At 39.4% G+C, this 23,773-nt stretch carries 18 protein-coding genes; 12 read left to right on the plus strand and 6 right to left on the minus strand.

Features of this window, described 5'->3' with window-relative positions; genetic code table 11:
- Nucleotides 1–6: 6 nt before the first annotated feature.
- From PARA_RS07790 to dapD, 4 genes are all read left to right on the plus strand, one after another.
- Entirely contained in the window at nucleotides 7–576 is a 570-nt protein-coding gene (locus PARA_RS07790) for a VOC family protein (RefSeq protein WP_014065288.1), read from the plus strand.
- Nucleotides 577–580: 4 nt separating this feature from the next.
- On the plus strand, nucleotides 581–880 hold the full coding sequence (locus PARA_RS07795; protein WP_014065289.1) for a hypothetical protein: 300 nt from the start codon (nucleotides 581–583) through the stop codon (nucleotides 878–880).
- Between the two features lie 23 nt (nucleotides 881–903).
- The gene (locus tag PARA_RS07800) at nucleotides 904–1,368 is read left to right on the plus strand and encodes a glycine zipper 2TM domain-containing protein (protein WP_014065290.1); all 465 of its coding nucleotides are present in this window, start codon (nucleotides 904–906) and stop codon (nucleotides 1,366–1,368) included.
- Nucleotides 1,369–1,512: 144 nt separating this feature from the next.
- Nucleotides 1,513–2,340: a 2,3,4,5-tetrahydropyridine-2,6-dicarboxylate N-succinyltransferase gene (dapD, locus tag PARA_RS07805; RefSeq protein WP_014065291.1), complete on the plus strand. Its 828-nt coding sequence runs from the start codon at nucleotides 1,513–1,515 to the stop codon at nucleotides 2,338–2,340.
- 71 nt (nucleotides 2,341–2,411) lie between these two features.
- Here the strand turns inward: dapD and tehB are convergent, their stop codons facing one another.
- Nucleotides 2,412–3,272, minus strand: a complete 861-nt coding sequence (tehB, locus tag PARA_RS07810; protein WP_014065292.1) for an SAM-dependent methyltransferase TehB — start codon at nucleotides 3,270–3,272, stop codon at nucleotides 2,412–2,414.
- Nucleotides 3,273–3,376: 104 nt separating this feature from the next.
- On the minus strand, nucleotides 3,377–5,425 hold the full coding sequence (gene metG, locus PARA_RS07815) for a methionine--tRNA ligase (RefSeq protein WP_014065293.1): 2,049 nt from the start codon (nucleotides 5,423–5,425) through the stop codon (nucleotides 3,377–3,379).
- 161 nt (nucleotides 5,426–5,586) lie between these two features.
- Here metG and apbC point away from each other — a divergent pair, with 161 nt between their 5' ends.
- A complete protein-coding gene (apbC, locus tag PARA_RS07820; protein WP_014065294.1) occupies nucleotides 5,587–6,699 on the plus strand; it encodes an iron-sulfur cluster carrier protein ApbC in 1,113 nt (370 codons plus the stop codon).
- Nucleotides 6,700–6,772: 73 nt separating this feature from the next.
- Here apbC and PARA_RS07825 read toward each other — a convergent pair whose 3' ends face one another.
- The 4 genes from PARA_RS07825 to PARA_RS07840 form a co-directional block, all read right to left on the minus strand.
- Nucleotides 6,773–7,402, minus strand: a complete 630-nt coding sequence (locus PARA_RS07825) for a histidine phosphatase family protein (RefSeq protein WP_014065295.1) — start codon at nucleotides 7,400–7,402, stop codon at nucleotides 6,773–6,775.
- Between the two features lie 53 nt (nucleotides 7,403–7,455).
- On the minus strand, nucleotides 7,456–8,823 hold the full coding sequence (gene tdeA, locus PARA_RS07830) for a toxin/drug exporter TdeA (RefSeq protein WP_014065296.1): 1,368 nt from the start codon (nucleotides 8,821–8,823) through the stop codon (nucleotides 7,456–7,458).
- A gap of 84 nt (nucleotides 8,824–8,907) precedes the next feature.
- Entirely contained in the window at nucleotides 8,908–10,839 is a 1,932-nt protein-coding gene (locus PARA_RS07835; RefSeq protein WP_014065297.1) for a MacB family efflux pump subunit, read from the minus strand.
- Between the two features lie 18 nt (nucleotides 10,840–10,857).
- Nucleotides 10,858–12,036, minus strand: coding sequence for an efflux RND transporter periplasmic adaptor subunit (locus tag PARA_RS07840; protein ID WP_014065298.1), 1,179 nt, complete (start codon nucleotides 12,034–12,036; stop codon nucleotides 10,858–10,860).
- A 223-nt stretch (nucleotides 12,037–12,259) separates the two neighbouring features.
- Here PARA_RS07840 and glnS point away from each other — a divergent pair, with 223 nt between their 5' ends.
- The 7 genes from glnS to glgA all read left to right on the plus strand — a co-directional run bounded on the left by glnS (nucleotide 12,260) and on the right by glgA (nucleotide 23,730).
- Nucleotides 12,260–13,933, plus strand: coding sequence for a glutamine--tRNA ligase (gene glnS, locus PARA_RS07845; RefSeq protein WP_014065299.1), 1,674 nt, complete (start codon nucleotides 12,260–12,262; stop codon nucleotides 13,931–13,933).
- Between the two features lie 66 nt (nucleotides 13,934–13,999).
- Entirely contained in the window at nucleotides 14,000–14,440 is a 441-nt protein-coding gene (locus PARA_RS07850; protein WP_014065300.1) for a YcgN family cysteine cluster protein, read from the plus strand.
- A gap of 138 nt (nucleotides 14,441–14,578) precedes the next feature.
- The gene (gene malQ / locus PARA_RS07855; protein ID WP_014065301.1) at nucleotides 14,579–16,675 is read left to right on the plus strand and encodes a 4-alpha-glucanotransferase; all 2,097 of its coding nucleotides are present in this window, start codon (nucleotides 14,579–14,581) and stop codon (nucleotides 16,673–16,675) included.
- An 11-nt stretch (nucleotides 16,676–16,686) separates the two neighbouring features.
- Nucleotides 16,687–18,876, plus strand: a complete 2,190-nt coding sequence (gene glgB / locus PARA_RS07860) for a 1,4-alpha-glucan branching protein GlgB (RefSeq protein WP_014065302.1) — start codon at nucleotides 16,687–16,689, stop codon at nucleotides 18,874–18,876.
- Between the two features lie 17 nt (nucleotides 18,877–18,893).
- Nucleotides 18,894–20,885, plus strand: coding sequence for a glycogen debranching protein GlgX (glgX, locus tag PARA_RS07865; RefSeq protein ID WP_014065303.1), 1,992 nt, complete (start codon nucleotides 18,894–18,896; stop codon nucleotides 20,883–20,885).
- Nucleotides 20,886–20,901: 16 nt separating this feature from the next.
- Nucleotides 20,902–22,200, plus strand: coding sequence for a glucose-1-phosphate adenylyltransferase (glgC, locus tag PARA_RS07870; protein ID WP_005699011.1), 1,299 nt, complete (start codon nucleotides 20,902–20,904; stop codon nucleotides 22,198–22,200).
- A 90-nt stretch (nucleotides 22,201–22,290) separates the two neighbouring features.
- Nucleotides 22,291–23,730 (plus strand): glycogen synthase GlgA, encoded by a 1,440-nt coding sequence (glgA, locus tag PARA_RS07875; RefSeq protein WP_014065304.1) that lies wholly within the window; start codon nucleotides 22,291–22,293, stop codon nucleotides 23,728–23,730.
- Nucleotides 23,731–23,773: the final 43 nt, after the last annotated feature.

The following is a 23,773-nucleotide window of genomic DNA, read 5'->3' on the forward strand; positions in this document are numbered from 1 at the left end:
GAGAAAATGTCAAATTTAATGGAAAAATCGACCGCACTTTATCAAGAATTACCTTTATTTCAGGAAAAAATTCAGCAATTAGCCGCCGTTATGAAAGTAAATTTGGACGATTACCAAATCGATCATTTAGCTTTAAGAGCAAATAGTGAAGAAAAAGCAAAAAATTGGCTGACAGAGTTATTAAAGTGCGGTAGAATTTTAAGCGATAATATCGTCAATGGGCGTCCTATCTATTTGATTGAATTAGATGAGCCAGTTGATTTCATTGGTCAGCCTGTCGATGTTATTGAATTACCGTTTCCTAAAAATAAACAATATCCCCAAGAAACTTGGGAACATATTGAAATTGTAATGCCGTTTTTATCTCATGAATCTGTTGAGGATTGGGTTAATCGGATTTGCAATACGTTTTTATGGAAGGAACTAACTCAATTAACCATGAAGGTGAGCGAACCTAAGGTGGAAGGGGAGCAATTGCCCAATCCATCAATTGCAGTGAGTTTTGTTGATAAAACAGAAAATCATGTTTGCATAAAGGTTCATCCTTATACAATAAAGAAAATACTCGAGGTTTAGTGTAATGAAAAAAATTACCTTAGCATTAACTGTCTTATTAAGTTTAGGTTTATCAGCTTGTTCATCTCAATCACAAAAAGATGAAAGCGCTTATAAAGGTCAAGTTATTTTCACCGAATTACAAGGTGACGATGTAAAATTAACCGTTCGTAAAAATGACTGTTCATACAAACAAGAAGGTGAAACTGAAGTGATCGTTCACAAATATGATTCAACTTTAGTAACTGGTGCTTGTGTGAAAGTATCTGACAACGGTCAAGGCGCGAAAAACGTTTCTACTTGGTCTCCAAGAAACCCAATCTAATTTATTTTTAGAAGGTTAGTTTTATGAAAAAAGTAACAGTAGCATTAGCTCTTATGATGTCTATTGGTTTGACTGGTTGTGCAAATACCGATGTTTTTAGCGGTGATGTTTACTCAGCAGATCAAGCGAAAGAGGCTCGTTCAATTAGCTACGGTACAATCGTGTCTGTTCGCCCAGTTAAAATCCAAGCAGATAACAATGGTGTAATTGGTTCTGTTGGTGGTGGTGCTTTGGGTGGTATCGCTGGTAGCACAATTGGTGGTGGTACTGGCCAAGCTATTGCAAGTGTTGTTGGTGCGATTGGTGGTGCCATTGTAGGTAGCAAAATTGAAGAAAAAATGAGCCAGGTTAATGGTGCAGAGATTGTTATCAGAAAAGATAACAGAGAAGAAATCGTTGTGGTTCAAAAAGCAGATCCAAGCTTCCAAGCAGGTCGTCGCGTAAGAATCGTTGGCGGTTCATCATTAAATGTTTCTGTTATTAACTAACTAAACGAAAAATAGAAAAAGCGAGCCATTAGGTTCGCTTTTTTTATGCTTAAAATCAAAAGAAAGTGCGGTTGTTTTTTGCTTGAAAGTCAAAAATATGATAAAACTATCAATCGTTATTTCACATCGACAATAGGAAGCAAAATGTCAAATTTACAACAAATTATTGAAGCTGCATTTGAAAAACGTGCAGAAATCACGCCTAAAACAGTTGATGCACAAACTCGTGCAGCAATCGAAGAAGTAATCGAAGGACTAGATAGCGGTAAATACCGTGTTGCAGAAAAAATTGATGGTGAATGGGTTACTCACCAATGGTTGAAAAAAGCAGTATTATTATCTTTCCGTATCAATGATAACCAAATCATTGATGGTGCAGAAACCAAATATTACGACAAAGTAGCATTAAAATTTGCTGACTATACCGAAGAGCGTTTTGCTCAAGAAGGTTTCCGTGTCGTACCTTCTGCAACAGTACGTAAAGGCGCATACATTTCTAAAAACTGTGTATTGATGCCTTCTTATGTCAATATCGGTGCATATGTGGGTGAAGGTACCATGGTTGATACATGGGCAACTGTTGGTTCATGTGCGCAAATTGGTAAAAATGTACACTTATCTGGTGGTGTAGGCATCGGTGGTGTATTAGAGCCATTACAAGCAAACCCAACCATTATCGGCGATAACTGTTTTATCGGTGCACGTTCTGAAGTGGTTGAAGGCGTGATTGTTGAAGATGGTTGTGTGATCTCTATGGGCGTATTCATTGGTCAATCAACTAAAATCTATGATCGTGAAACGGGTGAAGTGTTCTACGGTCGCGTTCCTGCGGGTTCTGTGGTTGTTTCAGGTAGCCTTCCATCAAAATGTGGTAAATACAGCTTATACTGTGCAGTGATCGTGAAAAAAGTTGATGCAAAAACTTTAGGTAAAGTAGGTATCAACGAATTATTACGTTCTATTGAAGAGTAATTAAAATACCATAAAAAATGACCGCACTTTATCTAACAAAGTGCGGTCATTTTCTTTTCTAAATTAGCGAATTATTTTTTTCTTGCTAACATCGTCGCAAATTTTAATTTAATGCGATTGCCGTTTTCGTCGGTTTTATGTAATTCACCCATATTTTCGTTATATTCTAAGAATTCCCAATCTTTGTAATATTCTTTTAATTCACCTTCAGAGAATGTAAATGAGAACGGAAGTGGACAAGGCACTTCAGGCGTGGACATGGCTGCAACAATTAAGTTATAACCACCTGGGTTGGTGTGTTCTTGCATATTCTTAATAATGGCTGGAATTCGCTCACGGTTTAAGAACATAAATACCACGGTTGATAAAATGAAGTCGTAGTTTTCTTGAATATTGGCGGTATTAATATCATAAACAGCGGTCTTAATATTCAAGTTTTCTTTGTCTTTAGTTTCGTTCAAGAAGGCGATGCTATTTTCGTTGTGATCCCAAGAGGTCACATCGTAGCCTTTTAAGCTTAAATAAAGGGAGTTACGACCTTGTCCGCAGCCTAAATCTAGCACTTTACAAGGCTTGATAATTTTAGCTGCATCAACCACATCACCATGCGTTGCAGTCATATTATATTTTTTGCTGAAGTAATCTTCTTTTGTGCAATAGAAACCAAGCGTACATTCTAAGTCATCAGAAAGGGCTTCAACTCGGTGCCAGGCTTGTGGCTCGACGAACGGAATATTACTTTCAGGCGTGAAAATATGTTCAGCAATAACATCACCATCTTCAGTTAGCTCATAAAACTTAAGTTTACCTTTTAGCACCGTAAGTTTGCCCCAAGTGCCCACTTTAGTATTGTGCTTTTCTTGGAACATTTTAGGTAATTTATCTTTTGTCCAAACTGGCATTTGTTTATAACAGATAAGTTCGTTTGTCATAATGAATTCCTTTTAATTTGCGTAATAAATAGCTGATTGCTATGGTAGGTTATTTGATTCTATTTGGCAATAAAAAAGGCGACCTAAGTCGCCTAAATATTAAATTATTTTACTTGCATACCTGCAGTGACACCGCTATCAGCAGAAAGTAAGAATAAATCACTTCCACCAGTACCAGCGGAGAGAATCATTCCTTCTGATACACCGAATTTCATTTTGCGTGGTGCCAGGTTCGCAACCACAATAACAAAACGACCTTCCAATTCTTCAGGTTTGTTGTAAGCCGCTTTAATGCCAGAGAACACTTGGCGAGTATGGTCACCTAAATCTAATTCAAAACGTAAGAGTTTATTTGATTCTGGTACGGCTTCGCATTTCAGCACTTTTGCCACACGCATATCGATTTTAGCAAAATCATCAATGGTAATAGTGTCAGCAATAGGTTCAATGTTTGAAAGTGCGGTTGGTTTTGCCGCAGTTTTTTCTGTCGCTTTATTTGTCTCAGCAAACAGTGCTTTAGTTTCTTCTACAACAGCATCAATTTGTTTTTTCTCTAAACGAGAGAAAAGGGCTTTAAATGGGGTAAGCTGATGACCCAATAATGGCTGTGCAATATTATTCCAAGTGAGTTCTGTTTGTAAGAACGCTTCTGCACGTTCAGCCAGTTTTGGAAGAACCGGTTTTAAGTAAGACATTAATACACGGAAAAGCTCGATACCCATTGAGCAAACTGCTTGTAATTCAGCCTCTTTGCCTTCTTCTTTCGCAATGACCCAAGGTGCTTTTTCATCAATATATTTATTGGCTTTATCAGTTAATGCCATGATTTCACGAATCGCTTTGTTGTATTCGCGGCTTTCATAATAAGCAGCGATTTGTTCAGCTTGTACAGTAAATTCAGCAAAAAGCGCTTCGTCTTCTAATTTATCTGCTAATTTGCCTTCAAAACGTTTTGTGATAAAGCCCGCATTACGAGACGCTAAATTGACTAATTTATTAACGATATCTGTATTGACTCGTTGAACGAAATCTTCCAAATTGAAATCGAGATCTTCGATACGATCGTTTAATTTCGCCGCGTAGTAATAACGCAAACATTCCGGATCAATGTGATTTAAATAGGTACTGGCTTGGATAAATGTACCGCGTGATTTTGACATTTTGGCGCCATCTACGGTGACATAACCGTGAGCAAACACATTGGTTGGTTTGCGGAATTCGCTCCCTTCTAACATAGCCGGCCAGAATAGACTGTGGAAATACACGATATCTTTACCGATAAAATGATAAAGTTCTGCATCGCTGTTTTCTCCCCAGAATTCATTAAAATCAATGCCTTCACGCTCGCAGAGATTTTTGAAAGACGCCATGTAGCCAATTGGGGCGTCTAACCAAACATAGAAGAATTTATCTTTTGCACCTGGAATTTCAAAACCAAAATAAGGGGCATCGCGAGAGATATCCCATTGTTGTAAACCACTTTCAAACCATTCTTGCATTTTGTTTGCAATTTCCGGTTGAAGCGAGCCAGAGCGAGTCCATTCTTTTAACATGCCTTCAAAAGCAGGCAAGTCAAAGAAGAAGTGTTCAGACTCTTTGACTATTGGTGTTGCACCTGACACTGCAGAACGTGGATTAATCAAATCCATTGGGCTATAAGTAGAGGCACAAACTTCACAGTTATCGCCGTATTGATCTTCGGCTTTACATTTTGGGCAAGTCCCTTTAACGAAGCGATCCGGTAAGAACATATTCTTTTCAGGATCGAATAACTGAGAAATCACTTTCGTTTTAATGAAGCCTTTTGTCTTTAATTTATTGTAAATGTCAGCGGTGAGTTGTTTATTTTCTTCACTGTGAGTAGAGTGGTAGTTATCAAAACTAATATTGAAACCAGCAAAATCACGTACGTGATCCGCTTTTGCTTTTGCAATTAATTCTTCTGGTGTAATGCCTAATTTATCGGCATTAAGCATAATTGGTGTACCGTGTGCATCATCAGCACAGACAAAATGAATTTTATTGCCACGCATACGTTGGAAACGCACCCAAATATCCGCTTGAATATGTTCTAACATGTGGCCTAAATGAATGGCGCCATTTGCATAAGGTAATGCACAAGTGACTAAAATTTTACGAGGTTGAGTTGTCATTATTTTTCTCTTATTCTTTTTGCAAAAATTGCGAGTATGTTACCCGATTAATGCGATTTTTTCTAGTTTAGTTATACTTTTAGCTTAACATTTGAGGTGTAAAAAGGGTAAAATATCCCTGACAAATTTACTCTACTACCTACTACTATTAAAGGAATATTATGGCAACTGCTTTTTCTGAAAATTTAACGGCAGAACAACAATCTCAAGTTCTGCAAGTTTTCCAACAATTTCAACATCCAAGTTTGCAAAAAGACTTAATCGCATTAAATACTTTGAAGAAAGTAGAAAAAGGCGGTGACGTATTACGTATTGAATTACAATTGCCTTTTGCATGGAACACTGGCGTGGAGCAAGTGAAACAGCAACTTTCTGATGCCTTATTAAAAGCAACAGATAGCAAAGAAATCAAATGGGTGGTGAATTATCAAATCGCAACCTTAAAACGTGCGAATAATCAACCCGCTGTAAAAGGCGTGAAAAACATCATCGCGGTGACTTCAGGTAAAGGCGGGGTTGGGAAATCTTCTGTTTCGGTTAACCTTGCCCTTGCTTTACAAGCTCAAGGTGCTCGCGTGGGTATTTTAGATGCGGATATTTACGGTCCATCTGTTCCGCATATGTTAGGTGCACCACATCAACGCCCAACTTCACCAGATAACCAACATATCACCCCAATTAAAGCACATGGGTTATCAGCCAACTCGATCGGTTTCTTAATGGATGAAGATAATGCGACTATTTGGCGTGGTCCAATGGCAAGTAGTGCATTAAGCCAGCTTTTAAATGAAACCTTATGGGATAGCTTAGATTACTTAGTAATCGATATGCCTCCGGGTACAGGTGATATCCAATTAACCCTTTCACAACAAATCCCTGTAACGGGTGCGGTTGTGGTCACAACACCACAAGATATTGCGTTATTAGATGCGGTGAAAGGTGTATCGATGTTTGAACGTGTGTCTGTCCCCGTGTTAGGTATTGTGGAAAATATGTCTATGCATATTTGTAGCAACTGTGGACACCACGAAGCAATTTTTGGCACTGGTGGTGCAGAAAAAATGGCACAAAAATACAATGTGAAAGTATTAGGTCAGTTACCGTTGAATATCCAAGTTCGTCAAGATTTGGATGCGGGTAAACCAACCGTAGTTGCAGCGCCAGACAGTGAAATTGCGAAATCTTTCTTAGATTTAGCAGAAAAAGTATCAACTGAGCTTTACTGGCAAGGTTCTGTGATTCCAAGCGAGATTTTATTCCGCGAAGTGAAATAAATCACAAAAACACTATAAAAATTAACCGCACTTTAGATCATCCAAAGTGCGGTTATTTTTTATCTAACTTTGCTTATTTTAAATGATCCGCATCATTCATTTTCTCAACGCGAAAACCGTTCTCATCGTCATAATGTACAACACTAATTGATGTATTAATAAGCGATACCGATTTATCTTCATCGCGGTGATTTTGCCACGTAGCACCGTTTAATAAGGCAAGCAATAAACGTAGAGTATGGCCATGCGACACAATGAGAATATTGCCTTGATTGTGGATCTTAATAATGTCGTGCAATGCTTTCATGGCTCGCTCGCCCAATTGTTCGAACGTTTCGCCGCCATTTACTTGAGCTTTGTAATTGGCAGGATCTTTAATGAGTTGTTTGAACTCTGGGTGTTCTCTTAACGTATCAACAACTTTGCCTTCCCAAGAACCAAAATACTGTTCATTTAAACCTTGATGATGGAAAAGGGGAATATCACGTTTGCCGATAATGTGAGAGGCAGTTGCGATAGTACGTTTTAATACGCTGGAATAAGCGGCAATGAAAGGAATATGATTAAGTGCAACACCTGTTTTTTTCGCACCATTAACGCCTTCTTCTGTTAAAGGGGAATCGCCATGACCTTGCATCAAACCTTCTGTATTCCAAACGGTTTTACCATGTCGAATAAAATAAAAAGTCAGCTGTTTTTTCATTTTTCATGTCCATAAAAAAGATTAAGGAAGCCGAAACTTCCTTAATCATGATTTTAACGAGAGTAATAACCTGCCATTGAACTATATACGGCATTTTCTGCCTGAATGATGTTGTATTTTGCATTCAAGATAGAAAGTTGAGAGCTTTTCTCTGTGTTTGCCGCAGCGAGCCATTCACGTAATTCAGATACACCTGCATTGTAACGGTCACGATAGTATTTAGTGATACGTTGGTTATAGCTGTGTGTTTTTTGCAAGTTAGCAAAAGCACTTTGTGCTTGTGTGTAGGCGAAGTAGTTGGTATCTACATCGTTCAAGGCTTTAGTAATGCTTTGCTCGTAGTTTAAACGTGCGGTTTCATAATCGGCTTCAGAGATTTTCACGTTCCATTTCACCGTATTCCAGTTGAGGAATGGTAGGCTAATGCCAATTAAACCTGTACCAACTGGATTGTGCAATGCGTTACCGACTTTAGTGCCACTTGATGTTAAGCTGCCGCCTAAAGTCACTTCTGGGAACCAACCTTTTTCGGTTGCTTTCGCATTTTTGAATGCACTGCTTAAGCGATATTGATAGCCTTTCACATCAGGACGATTCGCAATGACAGAAACAGGCACATTTAAATTTACGCCCACATTTTTCACATTAAGAATGTGTGGGAAGTTGATATTTAATGCTTCTTCCGGTTTTAAGTTTAGTAAGTTACGTAAAGTTTGTTCCGCTGTTTTACGTTGTGTTTGATAGTTGATCAAGTTGTTACGAGCGGTTAATACAGCTTGTTGTGATTGATCCACACTAGCGCTGTCAGCGACACCTTGCGATAAACGACGTTGCATAATGCTGCTAATGTCGTTGTAGTATTTAATGGTTTCCTCAGTTGTGCTGATAGCGTCATTTAAATAAGCAATTTGATAATACGTTGTCACAACAGAGTTGATGAGTGAAAGTTTCGTTGCTTCTAAATCTTCAGCCGTTGCTTTGTGTGACCATTCTGCCGCATCAGCCGTATCCGCTAAACGTTGCCATAAATCTAACGTATAACTCACATTTAATGCACCTTGATGGCTTACTGCTGAGTTGCCACCGGTTTTCACATTTTTACTTGCGGAAGATTGGGTTGAACCACTAAATGCCGGAATTAAATTTGCGCCTGCAAGGTTTGCATTATATAGAGCACGGTTTACGGCAACAGACGCTTTGGCTAAATCTTTGTTGTTAACTAATGCTTGTTCTACCACACGATTTAATTGTGAATCATTGTAAAGTGCCCACCAGTTTTCTTTTACATTAAATTGTTTGGTGATTTCCGCATAATTTTGGTAATCCTGCTGGCTCGCTTTATAAGAATCGCCGATGTTAGCACAACCTGCTAGCGCAGTTGCCATCGCGATTGCTAAGGTTAATTTTTTCATTTTTAACATGGATTTTTTCCTTTCTTTTTAATTAAAGTGCGGTCAAAAATTAGTAAGAATTTTAACCGCTCTTTTGTGTTTTACAAAATTTCTTTATTCTCGAGCAAGAGCTGTAATTGGATCTAATTGCGCTGCACGTTTTGCCGGCATATAGCCGAAGATCACACCAATCAGGGTAGAGAAGACCACTGCAGCAACAATTGAGCCAGTTGAGAATGCCATCGTAAAATCAGTCATAAATACGTTAAATAGCAGACCGATTAAGCCCGAAAGCAGAATCCCCGTCACGCCGCCAATTAAACAAATTAGTACGGCTTCAATTAAAAATTGTTGCAGAATGTTAAATTGTCTCGCACCAATAGCCATGCGCACACCAATTTCTTTGGTTCGTTCAGTGACAGAAACCAACATGATATTCATCACACCAATACCGCCTACAATCAATGAAATAAAGGCAATGGAAGAAATAAGCAATTTCATTGTGCCAGTGGTACTTTCAATGGTTTGTTTAATAGTGTCACTATTCATGATGAAGAAATCTTTTTTACCATGACGCATGGTGAGCAATTCAGTAATCCCTTTTTCAGCGACAGTAGTATTCACGGAATCATCCACTTTAACGGTAATCGAACCAATTTTTTTACTGCCCGAAATACGATTCATCACGGTAGTGTAAGGCGCATAGAGATTAAGTGAACTACTTGCCCCGCCCATTTGTTTATCAGATACCACGCCGATAATACGTAATGGACGTTTATTAAACATCACAATTTTGCCGATGGGGTTTTCATCTGGGAAAATGGATTTTTTTGCACTTTCATCGATTAAGGCTACTTGGTTGTTATCAGCAACATCTTGAGCAGAAAATAAATTACCGGATTTTAGTTTTAAGCCATCTACATCAAAATATTGTTCGCCTACACCTTTTAAACTGGTCGAGGAGAAAGTCTGATTACCATAAATCAATGTGCCACTTGATGAGCTATTCGGCGTGACACTTTGTACATAGCTTTGTTGATTTAAGGCAATGGCATCATTAATTGTGAGATTCTGCATTTGTTCAGCACGACGATCACCAAAGCCTGTACCATTAAAGATGGTCATAGTACTTGTACCAATACCTTTAATATTCTCTAAGATTTTTTGTTGTGAACCATTTCCCAATGCTACGACAGAAACTACGGAGGTAATCCCGATAATAATCCCGAGCATGGTTAAAAGAGAACGCATTTTGTGGGCAATAATAGCACTCACAGACATACGAAAGGCTTCAACAAATTGATCTTTGCTGAACCCAAAGTGTGGTTTAGATTTGGTTGGATTTTCGACCGCACTTTTTACCGCTTCTTTTTGTGTATCGCCAATAATTTCACCGTCTTTAATTTCAATCACGCGATTCGCACTAGCAGCAATTTCACGATCGTGGGTTACCATAATAATGGTGTGGCCTTCTGCATGTAATTGACGCAGAATTTCCATTACATTTTGACCGCTTTGTGAATCCAATGCACCAGTGGGTTCATCGGCTAAAATAATTTCGCCACCATTCATCAACGCACGCGCAATACTCACACGTTGTTGCTGACCACCGGAAAGCTGGCTTGGTTTATTTTGCCATTTATCGCCTAAACCTAATTTTTCTAAAAGTTGTTTCGCACGAGAAAGACGTTTTTCTTGCGATATCCCCGCATAAATTGCAGGCAAGGCGACGTTTTCTGCTGCGGTTAAACTCGATAATAAGTTATAGCGTTGGAAAATAAAGCCGAATTTTTGGCTACGTAAATCTGACAGCTGATCTTTGCTTAATTCAATGGTTTCCTTGCCATTAATTTTGTAAGAGCCATTGGTTGCCGTATCCAAGCACCCGATGATGTTCATCAAGGTCGATTTACCCGAACCCGATTGCCCAATAATCGCGACGAAATCGCCTTTTTCAATATTTAAAGAGACATTCTTTAAAATGTGAATGCGGTTTTCACCTTCACCGAAGTAACGGTTGAGATCTTTAATTTCAATGATATTCATTAATTTTCTGCCGCACTTTTAGAACATTCTTGGACCACGAGGCATAGAGCCAACTTTTTCACCATTTGCGACTTGCGACACAATGACTTTTTCACCTTCGTTTAAACCCGATTTGATTTCAGTTTTGAAATCATTTTGAACACCGGTTTCAACTTCGCGAGGTTCAGGTTGATTTTTGTCATTCAATACATTGACAAAGCTTTTGCCATCACGTTTTTGAATAGCCATATTGGAAACCAATAACACATCTTTCGCGTTGGCAATTTTGATGTTGTTTTCTGTCGTCATCCCGATGCGTAAAGTACGATCAGGGTTATCAATTAAAACATTAGCGTAATAGTAGATCGCACTGGTCGTGGAGCTGCTTGAGCTACTTAAAGATGATGTTGAAGAACTATCACTTGTCGTGGTATTGGCTGGATCAACAGAATCAATGACGGAGTGATATACAGTTTGACTATCCGATAAAATAGTAAAGCTAACTTCTTGACCTGCTTTAACTTTCGTAATATCGCCTTCTGAAATTTCAGGCTTAATTTTCATTTTGCTTAAATCAGCAATGGTTACAATTGTTGGAGTCGTTTGGTTGGCATTAACGGTTTGACCTTCAGAAACGGGTACGGAAATAACAGTACCGTCCATTGGTGCGGTGATTTTGGTATAACCCACATTGGTTTCTGCGGTATTCACTTCAATTTCAGCTTGTTTGATATTGGCTTCAATGGCTTCCATTTCCGCTTTCGCATTATCAAGGGTGCTTTTAGCTGTATTCACACTATCCAAAGAGGTGGCTTTTTGTGTATAAAGTTTTGATAAGCGGTTATAGCTTGAAAGGGCTACATCGTAAGCGGTTTTCTTCGCTTTTAATTGTGCTTGATAGCTAACCAATGCCGCTTTTTTGGTATTTAAGGTATTAATTTGGGTTGTGGAATCAATATCAGCGATCATTTCGCCTTTTTTGATTTCTTGCCCTAATTTGACATAGAGTTTAGTGATTTTACCCGAAGCTTGGGCGCCGACATCGACTTCATTCACGCTTTCAACTGAACCAGACGCGACAACTGTTTTTTCCACATTGCCACGAGTAACCGATTCAGTCAGATAGGTCGTTTCTTGTTTGCTATTGCTAGAGAAAAAATAATAAGCTGTGCCAGCAGCAACGAGTAATCCGAGTAAAATAAAAAAGCGTTTTTTCATAAAGACTTTGTCATCCTAAATAAAAAAATGAACGTTTGTTCAGTGGGAGTGTATTCTAAAGGTAAACTTTTCAGTTTGCACGAAAAATCTTCAAGTTAGACCTAAAAATCCTAAAAAATTCAGTCTTAATTTAATGAAAGTGCGGTTAGTTTTGGGATCAAATTCACAACGTCAGACTTTTCGTATAGAATGGGGTAATTATTTTCAATTTATTGAGAAATTTATGAGCAATACAGAACACACTCTAGAAAATGCGGAAAATACCCGCACACACAATTTCATTACTCAAATTATTGATGAAGATTTAGCTTCGGGTAAACACAAAAGTGTTCATACTCGTTTCCCGCCTGAGCCAAACGGCTATTTGCATATCGGTCACGCCAAATCGATTTGTTTAAACTTCGGCTTAGCAAAAGAGTATAACGGTTTATGTAACTTACGTTTTGATGATACCAATCCGGTGAAAGAAGATGTGGAATATGTGGATTCCATTAAAGCCGATGTGGAATGGTTAGGCTTTAAATGGGAAGGCGAACCGCGTTATGCGTCTGATTACTTCGATGCACTTTATGGCTATGCCATTGAGTTAATCGAAAAAGGTTTAGCCTATGTTGATGAACTTTCACCAGACCAAATGCGTGAATATCGTGGTACTTTAACCGAGCCAGGTAAAAACAGCCCATATCGTGATCGTAGTGTTGAAGAAAACTTAGCGTTATTCGAAAGAATGAAAAACGGTGAGTTTGCGGAAGGTACATTAAGTCTTCGTGCAAAAATCGACATGGCTTCACCATTTATGGTCATGCGTGATCCCGTGCTTTATCGTATTAAATTTGCCAGCCATCACCAAACCGGTGACAAATGGTGCATTTACCCAATGTACGACTTCACTCACTGTATCTCTGATGCGATTGAGCGTATTACACACTCTCTATGTACATTAGAATTCCAAGACAACCGTCGTTTATACGACTGGGTGTTAGAAAATATTAGTATTGAACGTCCATTACCGCATCAATATGAATTCTCACGTTTAAATTTAGAAGGCACGTTAACGTCTAAACGTAAATTATTGAAATTAGTGAATGAAGGCATTGTGGATGGTTGGAACGATCCGCGTATGCCAACGATTTCAGGTTTACGTCGTCGCGGTTATACACCGGCTTCATTACGTGAATTCTGTCGCCGTATCGGTGTGACGAAACAAGACAACGTCGTAGAGTATTCAGCACTTGAAGCGTGCATTCGTGAAGATTTAAACGAAAATGCACCACGCGCAATGGCAGTGATTGATCCTGTTCGCGTAGTGATTGAAAACTTTGAAGGCGAAGAAACCTTAATGGCACCAAATCACCCAAATCGTCCTGAATTAGGTGAACGCCAATTACCGTTTACGAAAGAGCTTTATATTGATCGTGCAGACTTCCGTGAAGAAGCGAACAAACAATATAAACGTTTAGTATTAGGTAAAGAAGTGCGTTTACGTAACGCTTATGTGATTAAAGCAGAACGTGTAGAAAAAGATGCAAATGGTGAAATCACCACGATCTTCTGTACTTACGATCCAGAAACCTTAGGTAAAAATCCAGCGGATGGTCGCAAAGTGAAAGGGGTAATTCACTGGGTATCTGCCGTGCATAATCACCCAGCGGAGTTCCGTTTATACGAGCGTCTTTTCACTGTACCAAACCCAGGTGCAGCAGAAGAAATCGAAAGCGTGTTAAATCCAACCTCTTTAGTGGTGAAACACGGTTTTGTAGAACAAAGCCTCGCAAATGCAGAACCAGAAAAAGGTTACCAATTTGAACGCGAAGGTTATTTCTGTGCGGATAACAAAGATAGCCGCCCAGAGCACTTAGTGTTTAACTTAACCGTAAGCTTAAAAGAAGGCTTCTAATTCTAAACAACAAAGTGCGGTCAAAAATCACGTAAATTTTGACCGCACTTTTTTATTGGTTTCACTATGCAATTTGAATCTCATTTTTGGCAAACAAAATCGCTCCTTGAAATGACGGAATCCGAATGGGAAGCCTTATGTGACGGCTGCGGAAAATGCTGTTATCGGAAATATATTCAAGGGCGGGGCAAGCGTGAAAAACTCTATTACACGCGTATTGCTTGCAATCTATTAGATGTGGAAACAGGAAAGTGTCGTAATTATCCTGAACGTTTTAAGATTGAGAGTGATTGCACCAAATTAACTAAAAAGAACCTGCCTGATTTTGGTTGGCTGCCGAATACTTGTGCATATCGTTTATTGTATGAAGGGAAACCTTTGCCAGAATGGCATCCATTAGTCAGTGGCGATCCTGATTCAGTGAAAAAAGCAGGTGTTTTAATTCAAGATGGTGTGCATGAAGAAGATGTGATTGATTGGTTTGAATTTGTAATTGAAACTGAATAATTCTGATTTAGGTGCTTTTTTATTCTCTTCAAACTTCGTTTTTTGATTTAGGTCACAATTTGCGAGATTGGCAATTGTAATTCAACTGTGCTTACCTATAATACTTAATAAGTATTATGTAGATATGTTATCAGTTGTATGCAAATGACCTCATCCATTAAACAATCCGCTGAAAAACTTGGCATTTCCCTTTCCCATTATGATATTGACGGGCATTTAATTTATGCCTCGCCAAGCTCTATTGATTACTTTATCGAGCAGTTGCAATTTCCGCCGAATATTGGAAAAAATCAGCCGTTCCAAGATGTAATTTGTGCCTTTGAAAACGAACCGATTCATTATGATTTAACCGCGTTTTCTTTTCCTCATGATGCTTCTTTGCGTTATCAATTGCTCGACGAGCAAAACCAAATTCAGTTTGAAAAAACAATTCCATATTCAACCGCACTTTCGTTGCCTGCTTTGCCTTTTGGCTATTATCGTTTGGTGATTTTTATCGCCCAACAAACTTTCTCGGTTCAAATTTTGGTTTCACCAAGAACAGCATATCAACCGCCTTTATTAGAACAACAAAAAGCCTGGGGTGTGAATGTTCAGCTTTATAGCCTCCGTTCCAAGCATAACTGGGGTATTGGTGATTTTTCAGATTTAGCGTATTTGATTGAGAAAAGTGCTGAGCATGGCGCGGATTTTGTCGGGATTAATCCGTTACATTTACTTTATCCATCTGTACCAGAATGGGCGAGTCCTTATAGCTCTTCTTCTCGTCGTTGGTTGAACTTTATTTATCTTGATATAACGGCATTGCCAGAATTTAAATTGGCAAAATCGGTACAAAATTGGGTTAACTCTGCGGATATCGCCAACTTAATTCAATCTTTACGCGATCAAGATACGGTCAATTACAGTGCGGTAACTGAATTAAAACTAACCGCACTTGAGCAACTCTTTGCCTTTAGTCAACGCAGTAAATCTGCTGCAATTATCAAACGTCGTGAAGCGTTTGCAGCTTATCAAAAAGAGCAAGACGAGGCATTGGTTTTACAAGGCTTATTTAATGTTTTAGACAAAATTGAACATGCCGATCAACAAGCTGAAGAAAACACTATCGGTTGGTTAGGTTGGCGTGAAGAATGGCAACATCTCACTGCTGCAAAACGCAAAGCATTAATTAAACAACATAAATCGGAAATTGACTTTTTCGCCTGGTTGCAATGGCTAACCGAACAACAATTGAATGACCTAAAACATCTTTGCCAAAAAGTAGGCATGCGTTTAGGCATCTATGGTGATTTAGCCGTAAATAGTTCACGCGGTAGTGTAGATGTATGGTCGCAACCTGAGCTTTACTGTGTGAAAGCCTCGGTAGGTGCACCACCAGATCCACTTGGTCCAGTTGGTCAAAACTGGAATTTACCGCCTTACAATCCAAGCCAATTAAAAGCCACAGGCTTTGCTGCAGTGATTACAATGCTTCGTGCAAATATGCAGCATTTCGGTATTTTGCGTATCGATCACGTAATGGGCTTGTTCCGTTTATGGTTAATTCCAGAGGGTAAAACAGCAGCTGATGGTGTTTATGTGCATTATCCGTTTGATGAGTTGATGGCAATTCTAGCCATTGAAAGCCAACGCAATCAATGTTTAATCATTGGTGAAGACTTGGGTACGGTACCAGATGAAGTGCGGTGGAAATTAAACGAGTTTCGTATTTTCTCGTATTTTGTGTTGTATTTTGCTCAACGCAATCGCCAATATCCACATGCGAATGAATTCCCACGTAATGCTTATGCGACGATTGGTACACATGATGTGCCTTCCTTGCAAAGTTTCTGGCATTGCCGTGATTTAGCGTTGTTTGATGAACTCAATATTTTAAAAGGCGATGTGCTAAAAGAAAAATATGATCAACGGGTCATTGATAAACAAGCCATGATTGATAGCTTACATCGAGATGGCTATTTACCACCAGATTATCACGGTGATGCTTTAAGTATGGCGATGCACGATAATCTTAACCGCCAGATTCATCGCTATTTGGCTAACAGTCAAAGTGCTTTAATAGGTGTTCAATTAGAGAACTTAATCGGACAAGAAATTTCATTCAATCTGCCAGGGACTTCAACAGAATATCAAAACTGGCAGAAGAAACTCGGACAATCCTTAGAGCTGATTTTTAATGACGAAAACTTAAAGACATTTTTTGCTCAAATTAATCAAGCTCGCAAAGCATAAAGGAGTATGTAATGACGAAATTAGTCGCCCAATCAGTAATCAATTCATTTTTTGATGGCAAACAGGCTGATCCTTTTGCTGTATTAGGCATGCATGAAACCCACAATGGTATTGAGATCCGCGCTTTATTACCTGATGCGGATAAAGTGGAAGTGATTGATAAAGAAACTCAATCCATGGTGGTTGCTTTAGAAAGAGTGGATGAGCGTGGCTTTTTCTCCGCTATTGTGCCAAATGTGAACCACTTTTTTGCTTATCAATTTAAAGTGTATTGGGGCTCGGATGTACATCTTATTGAAGATCCTTACCGTTTCCATCCAATGATTAATGATTTAGACCAATGGTTATTGGCTGAAGGTTCGTTATTACGTCCTTATGAAGTATTAGGTGCACACTTTACCGAATGTGATGGTGTACCAGGCGTAAATTTCCGTGTATGGGCTCCGAATGCGAAACGTGTTTCGTTGGTTGGTGATTTCAACTATTGGGATGGTCGCCGTCATCCAATGCGTTTCCATCCAGCAAGTGGTGTGTGGGAGTTATTCTTACCAAAAGCTAGCCTTGGTCAACGGTATAAATTTGAATTAATTGATTGCTATGGCAACCTTCGTTTAAAAGCCGATCCTTATGCATTTAGCTCTGAATTACGTCCGGATACCGCATCAGAAATCAGCATGTTGCCTGATGTAGTAGAAATGACAGAGGAGCGTCGTAAGGCGAACCAACGTAACCAACCAATTTCCATTTACGAAGTACATTTGGGATCATGGCGTCGTAATTTAGAAAATAATTTCTGGCTTGATTACGACCAAATTGCCGATGAGCTTATCCCTTATGTAAAACACATGGGCTTTACCCATATTGAGTTTTTACCAATTTCCGAATTCCCATTTGATGGTTCTTGGGGTTATCAACCGATCGGTTTGTATTCTCCAACTAGCCGTTTTGGTACACCAGAAGGCTTTAAACGCTTAGTCGAAAAAGCCCACAAAGCAGGTATTAATGTGATTTTAGACTGGGTACCAGGACATTTCCCAAGTGACACTCATGGTTTAGTAGCCTTTGATGGTACTGCCTTATATGAGCATGCTGACCCTCGTGAAGGCTATCACCAAGATTGGAATACTTTAATTTATAACTATGGCCGTAATGAAGTGAAAAATTTCTTATCCAGTAATGCATTGTATTGGTTAGAACGCTTTGGTGTGGATGGTATTCGTGTAGATGCGGTAGCGTCAATGATTTATCGCGATTACAGCCGTGCTGAAGGGGAATGGATCCCAAATCAATATGGCGGCCGTGAAAACTTAGAAGCTATTGAATTCTTAAAACATACCAACTGGAAAATCCATTCTGAAATGACCGGTGCTATTTCCATTGCGGAAGAATCTACTTCTTTCGGTGGCGTAACCCATCCAACAGAAAATGGCGGGCTTGGATTCAATTTCAAATGGAACATGGGCTGGATGAACGACACCCTAAGTTATATGCAACTTGATCCCGTTTATCGTCGTTATCATCATGACAAAATGACCTTCGGGATGATTTATCAATACAGCGAAAACTTTGTGTTACCACTTTCTCACGATGAAGTCGTACACGGGAAATGTTCGTTACTCGGCAAAATGCCGGGTGATGCATGGCAAAAATTTGCTAACTTGCGCGCTTACTACGGTTATATGTGGGGCTATCCAGGCAAAAAATTATTATTCATGGGTAATGAATTTGCTCAAGGTCGTGAATGGAATTATGAAGAAAGTTTGGATTGGTTCTTACTTGATGAAAATCATGGTGGTCCATGGCATAAAGGCGTATTGCAATTAGTTAAAGATTTGAACGGCGTTTATCAAAACAATACACCGCTCTTTGAATTAGACGGCGAACCTGAAGGGTTTGATTGGTTAGTGGTGGACGATGCGGAAAATTCAGTCTTTGCTTTTGAACGTAAAAGCAGTAATGGCGAACGCATTATTGTGATCAGTAACTTCACACCTGTGCCACGCGAAGGTTATCGCATTGGGGTTAATGCAGCGGGTGAATACGAAGAAATTTTGAATACTGACTCAATGTATTATCAAGGTTCAAATGTAGGTAATTTCGGCTTGGTAGAAAGCGAAGTGATCGCAAGTCACGGACGTGACAATTCGATTAGCGTGACCATTCCGCCACTCGCAACAATCTATTTAAAATATAAAGCATAACAATAGCGAAGAACACGATGTTTAGTATTTATAACAATGGTAAACCTTCCCCAATGGGATATTCGCAAACGCTGGAAAACGGAGTAAAAATTTCTAATTTTGCGCTGTTTTCTAGTGCGGCGGATGCTATTGAACTTTGCTTGTTCCGTGATGGCAAAGAAAGCCGTTTTGCTATGAGCAGAAGCGATGATATTTGGCATGTGGCAATTAAAGGCGTTGAGTTAAATGATGAGTATGCGTTCAGAATCACTGGCAAAAATGACCGCACTTTAGCTAATCCGCAAAAGTTAATGCTTGATCCTTATGGCAAAGCAGTAAGCCATAAACCAGATTTAAGTTCATCAGAAGCCCGTTCGATTTTTTTATTAAATGATGAACGAGATAATGCAACAGTTGCACCTAAAGGTCGCATTGTGGATGAACATTTTGATTGGTCAGGGGATTGCAAACCGTCTATTCCTTGGGCTCAAACGATTGTATATGAACTAAATGTTAAAGGGTTTAGCCAATTAAATTCCTGTATTCCAGAAAATATTCGGGGCACTTATGCGGCGTTAGCTCACCCTGAAAATATTGCGTATTTTAAATCATTGGGTATTACCAGCCTTGAATTGCTTCCAGTGAACTTCTTCATTGATGAACCGCATTTGCAAGAAAAAGGATTACGTAATTATTGGGGCTACAATCCACTAGCCATGTTTGCTTTAGAACCGAGTTACGCAGCTGATCAAAAACACCCGTTGAACGAGTTTAAGAGCATGGTGAAAGCCTTGCATCAAGCGGGCATTGAAGTGATTTTAGATGTCGTATTTAACCATACGGCTGAATCGGAAAAAACATTTCCGACATTTTGTCAGCGCGGTATTGATGATAAAACCTATTACTGGCAAAACGAGCAAGGTGATTATACGAACTGGACAGGCTGCGGCAATATGCTCAATCTTGCCAATGATGTCACTCGCAAATGGGTATTAGATTGCTTACGTTATTGGGTAACTGAATGCCATGTAGATGGTTTCCGTTTTGATTTAGCCACCGTGCTTGGTCGTGAAACACCTGATTTCAATCCGAATGCACTATTGTTTGCGGAAATGGAACGGGATGACGTTCTACAACAAATTAAATTAATTGCTGAACCTTGGGATATTGGTCATTACGGCTATCAAGTCGGGTATTTCCCCGCTTATTTCTCTCAATGGAATGATCGTTTCCGTGATGATATGTGCCGTTTTTGGTTATGGCAAAGTGGTGAAGTGGGCGCCTTTGCAGAGCGTTTTGCGGGCTCTAGCGATATCTTTAACCGCGAAGGTCGATTACCACATGGCAGCTTGAATTTCATTACAGCCCATGATGGTTTTACGTTGCGAGATTTAGTGAGCTATAACCATAAACACAATGAAGCTAACGGTGAAGAGAACCGTGACGGACGGAATGAAAATTATAGTTACAATCATGGAATTGAAGGTTCTCAACTCGATTTAGCAGATGAATGGCAAAGTGCGGTCGAAAATAACCGTGTTTTATCAGAAAAAGGCTTGTTAGGCTCTTTATTACTGGCAAATGGTGTACCCATGCTGCTTGCTGGAGATGAGTTCGGCAATAGCCAATATGGCAATAACAATGCCTATTGCCAAGATAACGAAATTACCTGGTTAAAGTGGGATGATTTTAACCAAACCTTATTTGACTTCACCAAGCAAACCATTGCATTACGAAAAAAAATTCAAAGTTTGCAGCAGGACGCTTGGTGGTCGGATGAAAATGTCGCGTGGTTGAATTGTGGTGGAAACCCGATGACCCTAGACGATTGGCATAATCGGGAAAGAAAAGCCTTACAAGTGATGTTGGATGGTCGCTACCTTTTCTTAATTAATGCAAAAACTGAAGCGCAATCTTTTTATTTACCAAATGGAAGATGGAAAAAGATTGCAGAAATTGGAAACAGAGTGATTCAACAATGTGATGTGAGTGGTGTGGCATTTGAAGTGTTGGAACATATGGAGGATTAAAACTATGGAGTTTGTTATGAAAAGTGATCTTAATAAATATGAATTGGTTAAAGATACTTTAGTGCTTATTTTAGCCGGTGGTCGTGGTTCTCGTTTACATGAATTAACAGATAAACGTGCGAAACCTGCATTATATTTCGGCGGTAATCGTCGCATTATTGACTTTGCGCTTTCCAACTGTATTAACTCCGGTCTTAATCGCATCGGTGTCGTGACTCAATATGCCGCTCACTCTTTATTACGCCACTTACAAACAGGTTGGTCATTCCTACCACAAGAGCGCGGTGAGTTCGTTGATATGTTACCGGCTCGTCAACAAATTGATGATTCTACTTGGTACCGTGGTACAGCGGATGCGGTGTATCAAAATATGGCGATTATTCGCAATCACTATCGTCCAAAATACATTTTGATTCTTGCAGGCGACCATATTTATAAACAAGATTACAGTGTCATGTTGATGGATCACGTGAGAAGTGGAGCAAAATGTACAGTAGGCTGTATTGAGGTACCACGTTCTGAAGCCAGTGAATTTGGTGTCATGGCGGTAAACGAAAACCTTAAAGTGAAAGCCTTCGTTGAAAAACCAAAAGATCCACCTGCCATGGTGGGTAAACCAGATACGTCGCTAGCCTCTATGGGGATCTACGTGTTTGATGCTGAGTATCTCTATAAAATGCTTGATAGAGAAGTGAATACCCCTTGCACATCTCATGACTTTGGTAAAGATGTTTTGCCAAAATGCTTGGAAGAAGGCGTGCTTTATGCGCATCCATTTAGCCGTTCTTGTATGGGCCGAAACACTGAAGGTGAAATTTACTGGCGTGATGTGGGTACACTCGATAGTTTCTGGCAAGCGAATATCGATTTAGTTTCAGAGCATCCACAATTAGATATTTATGATCAAAGTTGGCCAATTCGTGGTAATCCAGTGCAGGCTTATCCATCTAAATTCTTCTATAAAAAAGCGAATGTCAAACCGGTAGATAACTCGCTTATCGGTGGTGGCTGTGTGATTACGGATGCATCTATTAGTAATTCAGTGTTGTTTGATAGAGTCAAAATTGATGAAGACTCTTCTGTGGATCACTGTGTCGTGTTACCGCAAGTACAAATTGGTAAAAATTGTACATTAAAAGATTGTATTATTGATCGCCATTGTATTATTCCAGATGGTATGGAAATCGGTGTGGATAAAGCCCTTGACAGTAAACGCTTCCGTGTGAGTTCTACCGGTAAAGTTGTACTTGTAACCTCAACGATGTTGAAAAAATTGCAAGGCGAAGAAGTCACTAACGAAGAACATTTGGATTAAAGTGCGGTCAATTTTGATAGTATTTTAAGTGAAGTAAAAAGATTGTGCTGTTATCAATGACAGCACAATTTTAAGTATAAAAGGAAAATTATGAGAGTTTTACATGTTTGCTCGGAGCTGTATCCCTTACTCAAAACTGGCGGACTTGCCGATGTTTTAGGGGCATTGCCTTTTGCACAAAAAGAAATTGGTATTGATGCACGTATTTTATTGCCGGCTTATCCAAAAATTTCAGCGGGTATTGAGAATACACATGTCGTGACAGAATTTGATAATTTTGCAGGCCATGTTGTATTACGTTATGGCGAATACAATGGCGTGGGGATTTATCTGATTGATGCACCACATCTCTATTGGCGAGAAGGGAATCCTTATCATGATACCGATTACAACGATTATGCTGATAACTATAAACGCTTTGCTTTATTAGGCTGGGTGGGGGCAGAGCTTGCGACAGGCTTAGATAGCTGGTGGCGAGCTGAAGTAGTGCATGCTCATGATTGGCATGCTGGCTTAGCCGCCGCTTATCTCTTTAATAAAGGTCGTCCTGCAAAATCAGTATTTACGATTCATAACCTGGCATATCAAGGACAATTTGCCCACCGTCATTTACATGAAATTGGATTGCCAGAAGGGATGTTCCATGTTGATGGTTTAGAGTTATTTGGCCAAATTTCATATTTGAAAGCAGGTCTCTATTATTCTGATATGGTCACAGCAGTGAGTCCAACTTATGCGAAAGAAATCACTACACCAGACTTTGCTTATGGCTTGCAAGGCTTATTAACAGGCCTACGTGAAGCGGGTAAGTTGACAGGTATTTTAAATGGGGTGGATCAAGGAATTTGGCACCCAAGCTGTGATCCTTATATTAAGCATCACTATAAATTAAAATCCATCGCAGGTAAGAAGAAAAATAAAGCCGATTTACAAGCTTATTTCAATCTACCGCAACAGCCAGATGCACCAATATTTGTGATGGTAACACGCTTAACGGAACAAAAAGGCGTGGATTTATTGATTGCGACAGCAGATGAAATTGTGAAACAAGGCGGACAATTAGCGATTCTTGGTTCCGGTGCTAAACATTTGGAAGAGGGAATTTGCCAATTAGCACAACGTTACCCAGAAAATATTTCAGTAAAAATTGGCTATGACGAAGCACTTTCACATTTAATGGTTGCAGGTGGTGATGTCATTTTAGTACCAAGCCGTTTTGAACCTTGTGGATTAACTCAATTGTATGGCTTGCAATATGGTACTTTACCGCTTGTTCGTGCAACAGGAGGATTAGCCGATACTGTCACGAACAGTACAAGTGAAACCATTAAAGAGCGTACCGCAACAGGCTTTGTATTCCAAAAAGCCGAAGCAGATGATTTACGAAACGCTATCCAACATGCTTTTGCATTATGGCAAAAACAACGTGTTTGGGCGATGGTTCGTAATAACGCCATGGCACAGGACTTTAGTTGGAAAAATGCCGCCGCTCAATATGAGCAGCTTTATTTAAGCATTTTAAACCAATAATTCAATAGATTGACTCTCCCTTCAAAAATAATCGCCTTTGAAG

This window comes from Haemophilus parainfluenzae T3T1, assembly GCF_000210895.1.
In the GTDB taxonomy this organism is placed as follows: Bacteria; Pseudomonadota; Gammaproteobacteria; order Enterobacterales; family Pasteurellaceae; genus Haemophilus_D; species Haemophilus_D parainfluenzae_A.

What these genes read in the sequence shown, in the direction of transcription:
- PARA_RS07795 (WP_014065289.1), top strand. Translation starts at nt 581, where the DNA reads ATGAAAAAAATTACCTTAGCATTAACTGTCTTATTAAGTTTAGGTTTA.
- glnS (WP_014065299.1), top strand. Translation starts at nt 12,260, where the DNA reads ATGAGCAATACAGAACACACTCTAGAAAATGCGGAAAATACCCGCACA.
- tdeA (WP_014065296.1), bottom strand. Translation starts at nt 8,823, where the DNA reads ATGTTAAAAATGAAAAAATTAACCTTAGCAATCGCGATGGCAACTGCG.
- PARA_RS07825 (WP_014065295.1), bottom strand. Translation starts at nt 7,402, where the DNA reads ATGAAAAAACAGCTGACTTTTTATTTTATTCGACATGGTAAAACCGTT.
- PARA_RS07840 (WP_014065298.1), bottom strand. Translation starts at nt 12,036, where the DNA reads ATGAAAAAACGCTTTTTTATTTTACTCGGATTACTCGTTGCTGCTGGC.
- malQ (WP_014065301.1), top strand. Translation starts at nt 14,579, where the DNA reads ATGCAAATGACCTCATCCATTAAACAATCCGCTGAAAAACTTGGCATT.
- glgB (WP_014065302.1), top strand. Translation starts at nt 16,687, where the DNA reads ATGACGAAATTAGTCGCCCAATCAGTAATCAATTCATTTTTTGATGGC.
- glgA (WP_014065304.1), top strand. Translation starts at nt 22,291, where the DNA reads ATGAGAGTTTTACATGTTTGCTCGGAGCTGTATCCCTTACTCAAAACT.
- glgC (WP_005699011.1), top strand. Translation starts at nt 20,902, where the DNA reads ATGAAAAGTGATCTTAATAAATATGAATTGGTTAAAGATACTTTAGTG.
- dapD (WP_014065291.1), top strand. Translation starts at nt 1,513, where the DNA reads ATGTCAAATTTACAACAAATTATTGAAGCTGCATTTGAAAAACGTGCA.
- PARA_RS07850 (WP_014065300.1), top strand. Translation starts at nt 14,000, where the DNA reads ATGCAATTTGAATCTCATTTTTGGCAAACAAAATCGCTCCTTGAAATG.
- apbC (WP_014065294.1), top strand. Translation starts at nt 5,587, where the DNA reads ATGGCAACTGCTTTTTCTGAAAATTTAACGGCAGAACAACAATCTCAA.
- PARA_RS07790 (WP_014065288.1), top strand. Translation starts at nt 7, where the DNA reads ATGTCAAATTTAATGGAAAAATCGACCGCACTTTATCAAGAATTACCT.
- metG (WP_014065293.1), bottom strand. Translation starts at nt 5,425, where the DNA reads ATGACAACTCAACCTCGTAAAATTTTAGTCACTTGTGCATTACCTTAT.
- PARA_RS07835 (WP_014065297.1), bottom strand. Translation starts at nt 10,839, where the DNA reads ATGAATATCATTGAAATTAAAGATCTCAACCGTTACTTCGGTGAAGGT.
- PARA_RS07800 (WP_014065290.1), top strand. Translation starts at nt 904, where the DNA reads ATGAAAAAAGTAACAGTAGCATTAGCTCTTATGATGTCTATTGGTTTG.
- tehB (WP_014065292.1), bottom strand. Translation starts at nt 3,272, where the DNA reads ATGACAAACGAACTTATCTGTTATAAACAAATGCCAGTTTGGACAAAA.
- glgX (WP_014065303.1), top strand. Translation starts at nt 18,894, where the DNA reads ATGTTTAGTATTTATAACAATGGTAAACCTTCCCCAATGGGATATTCG.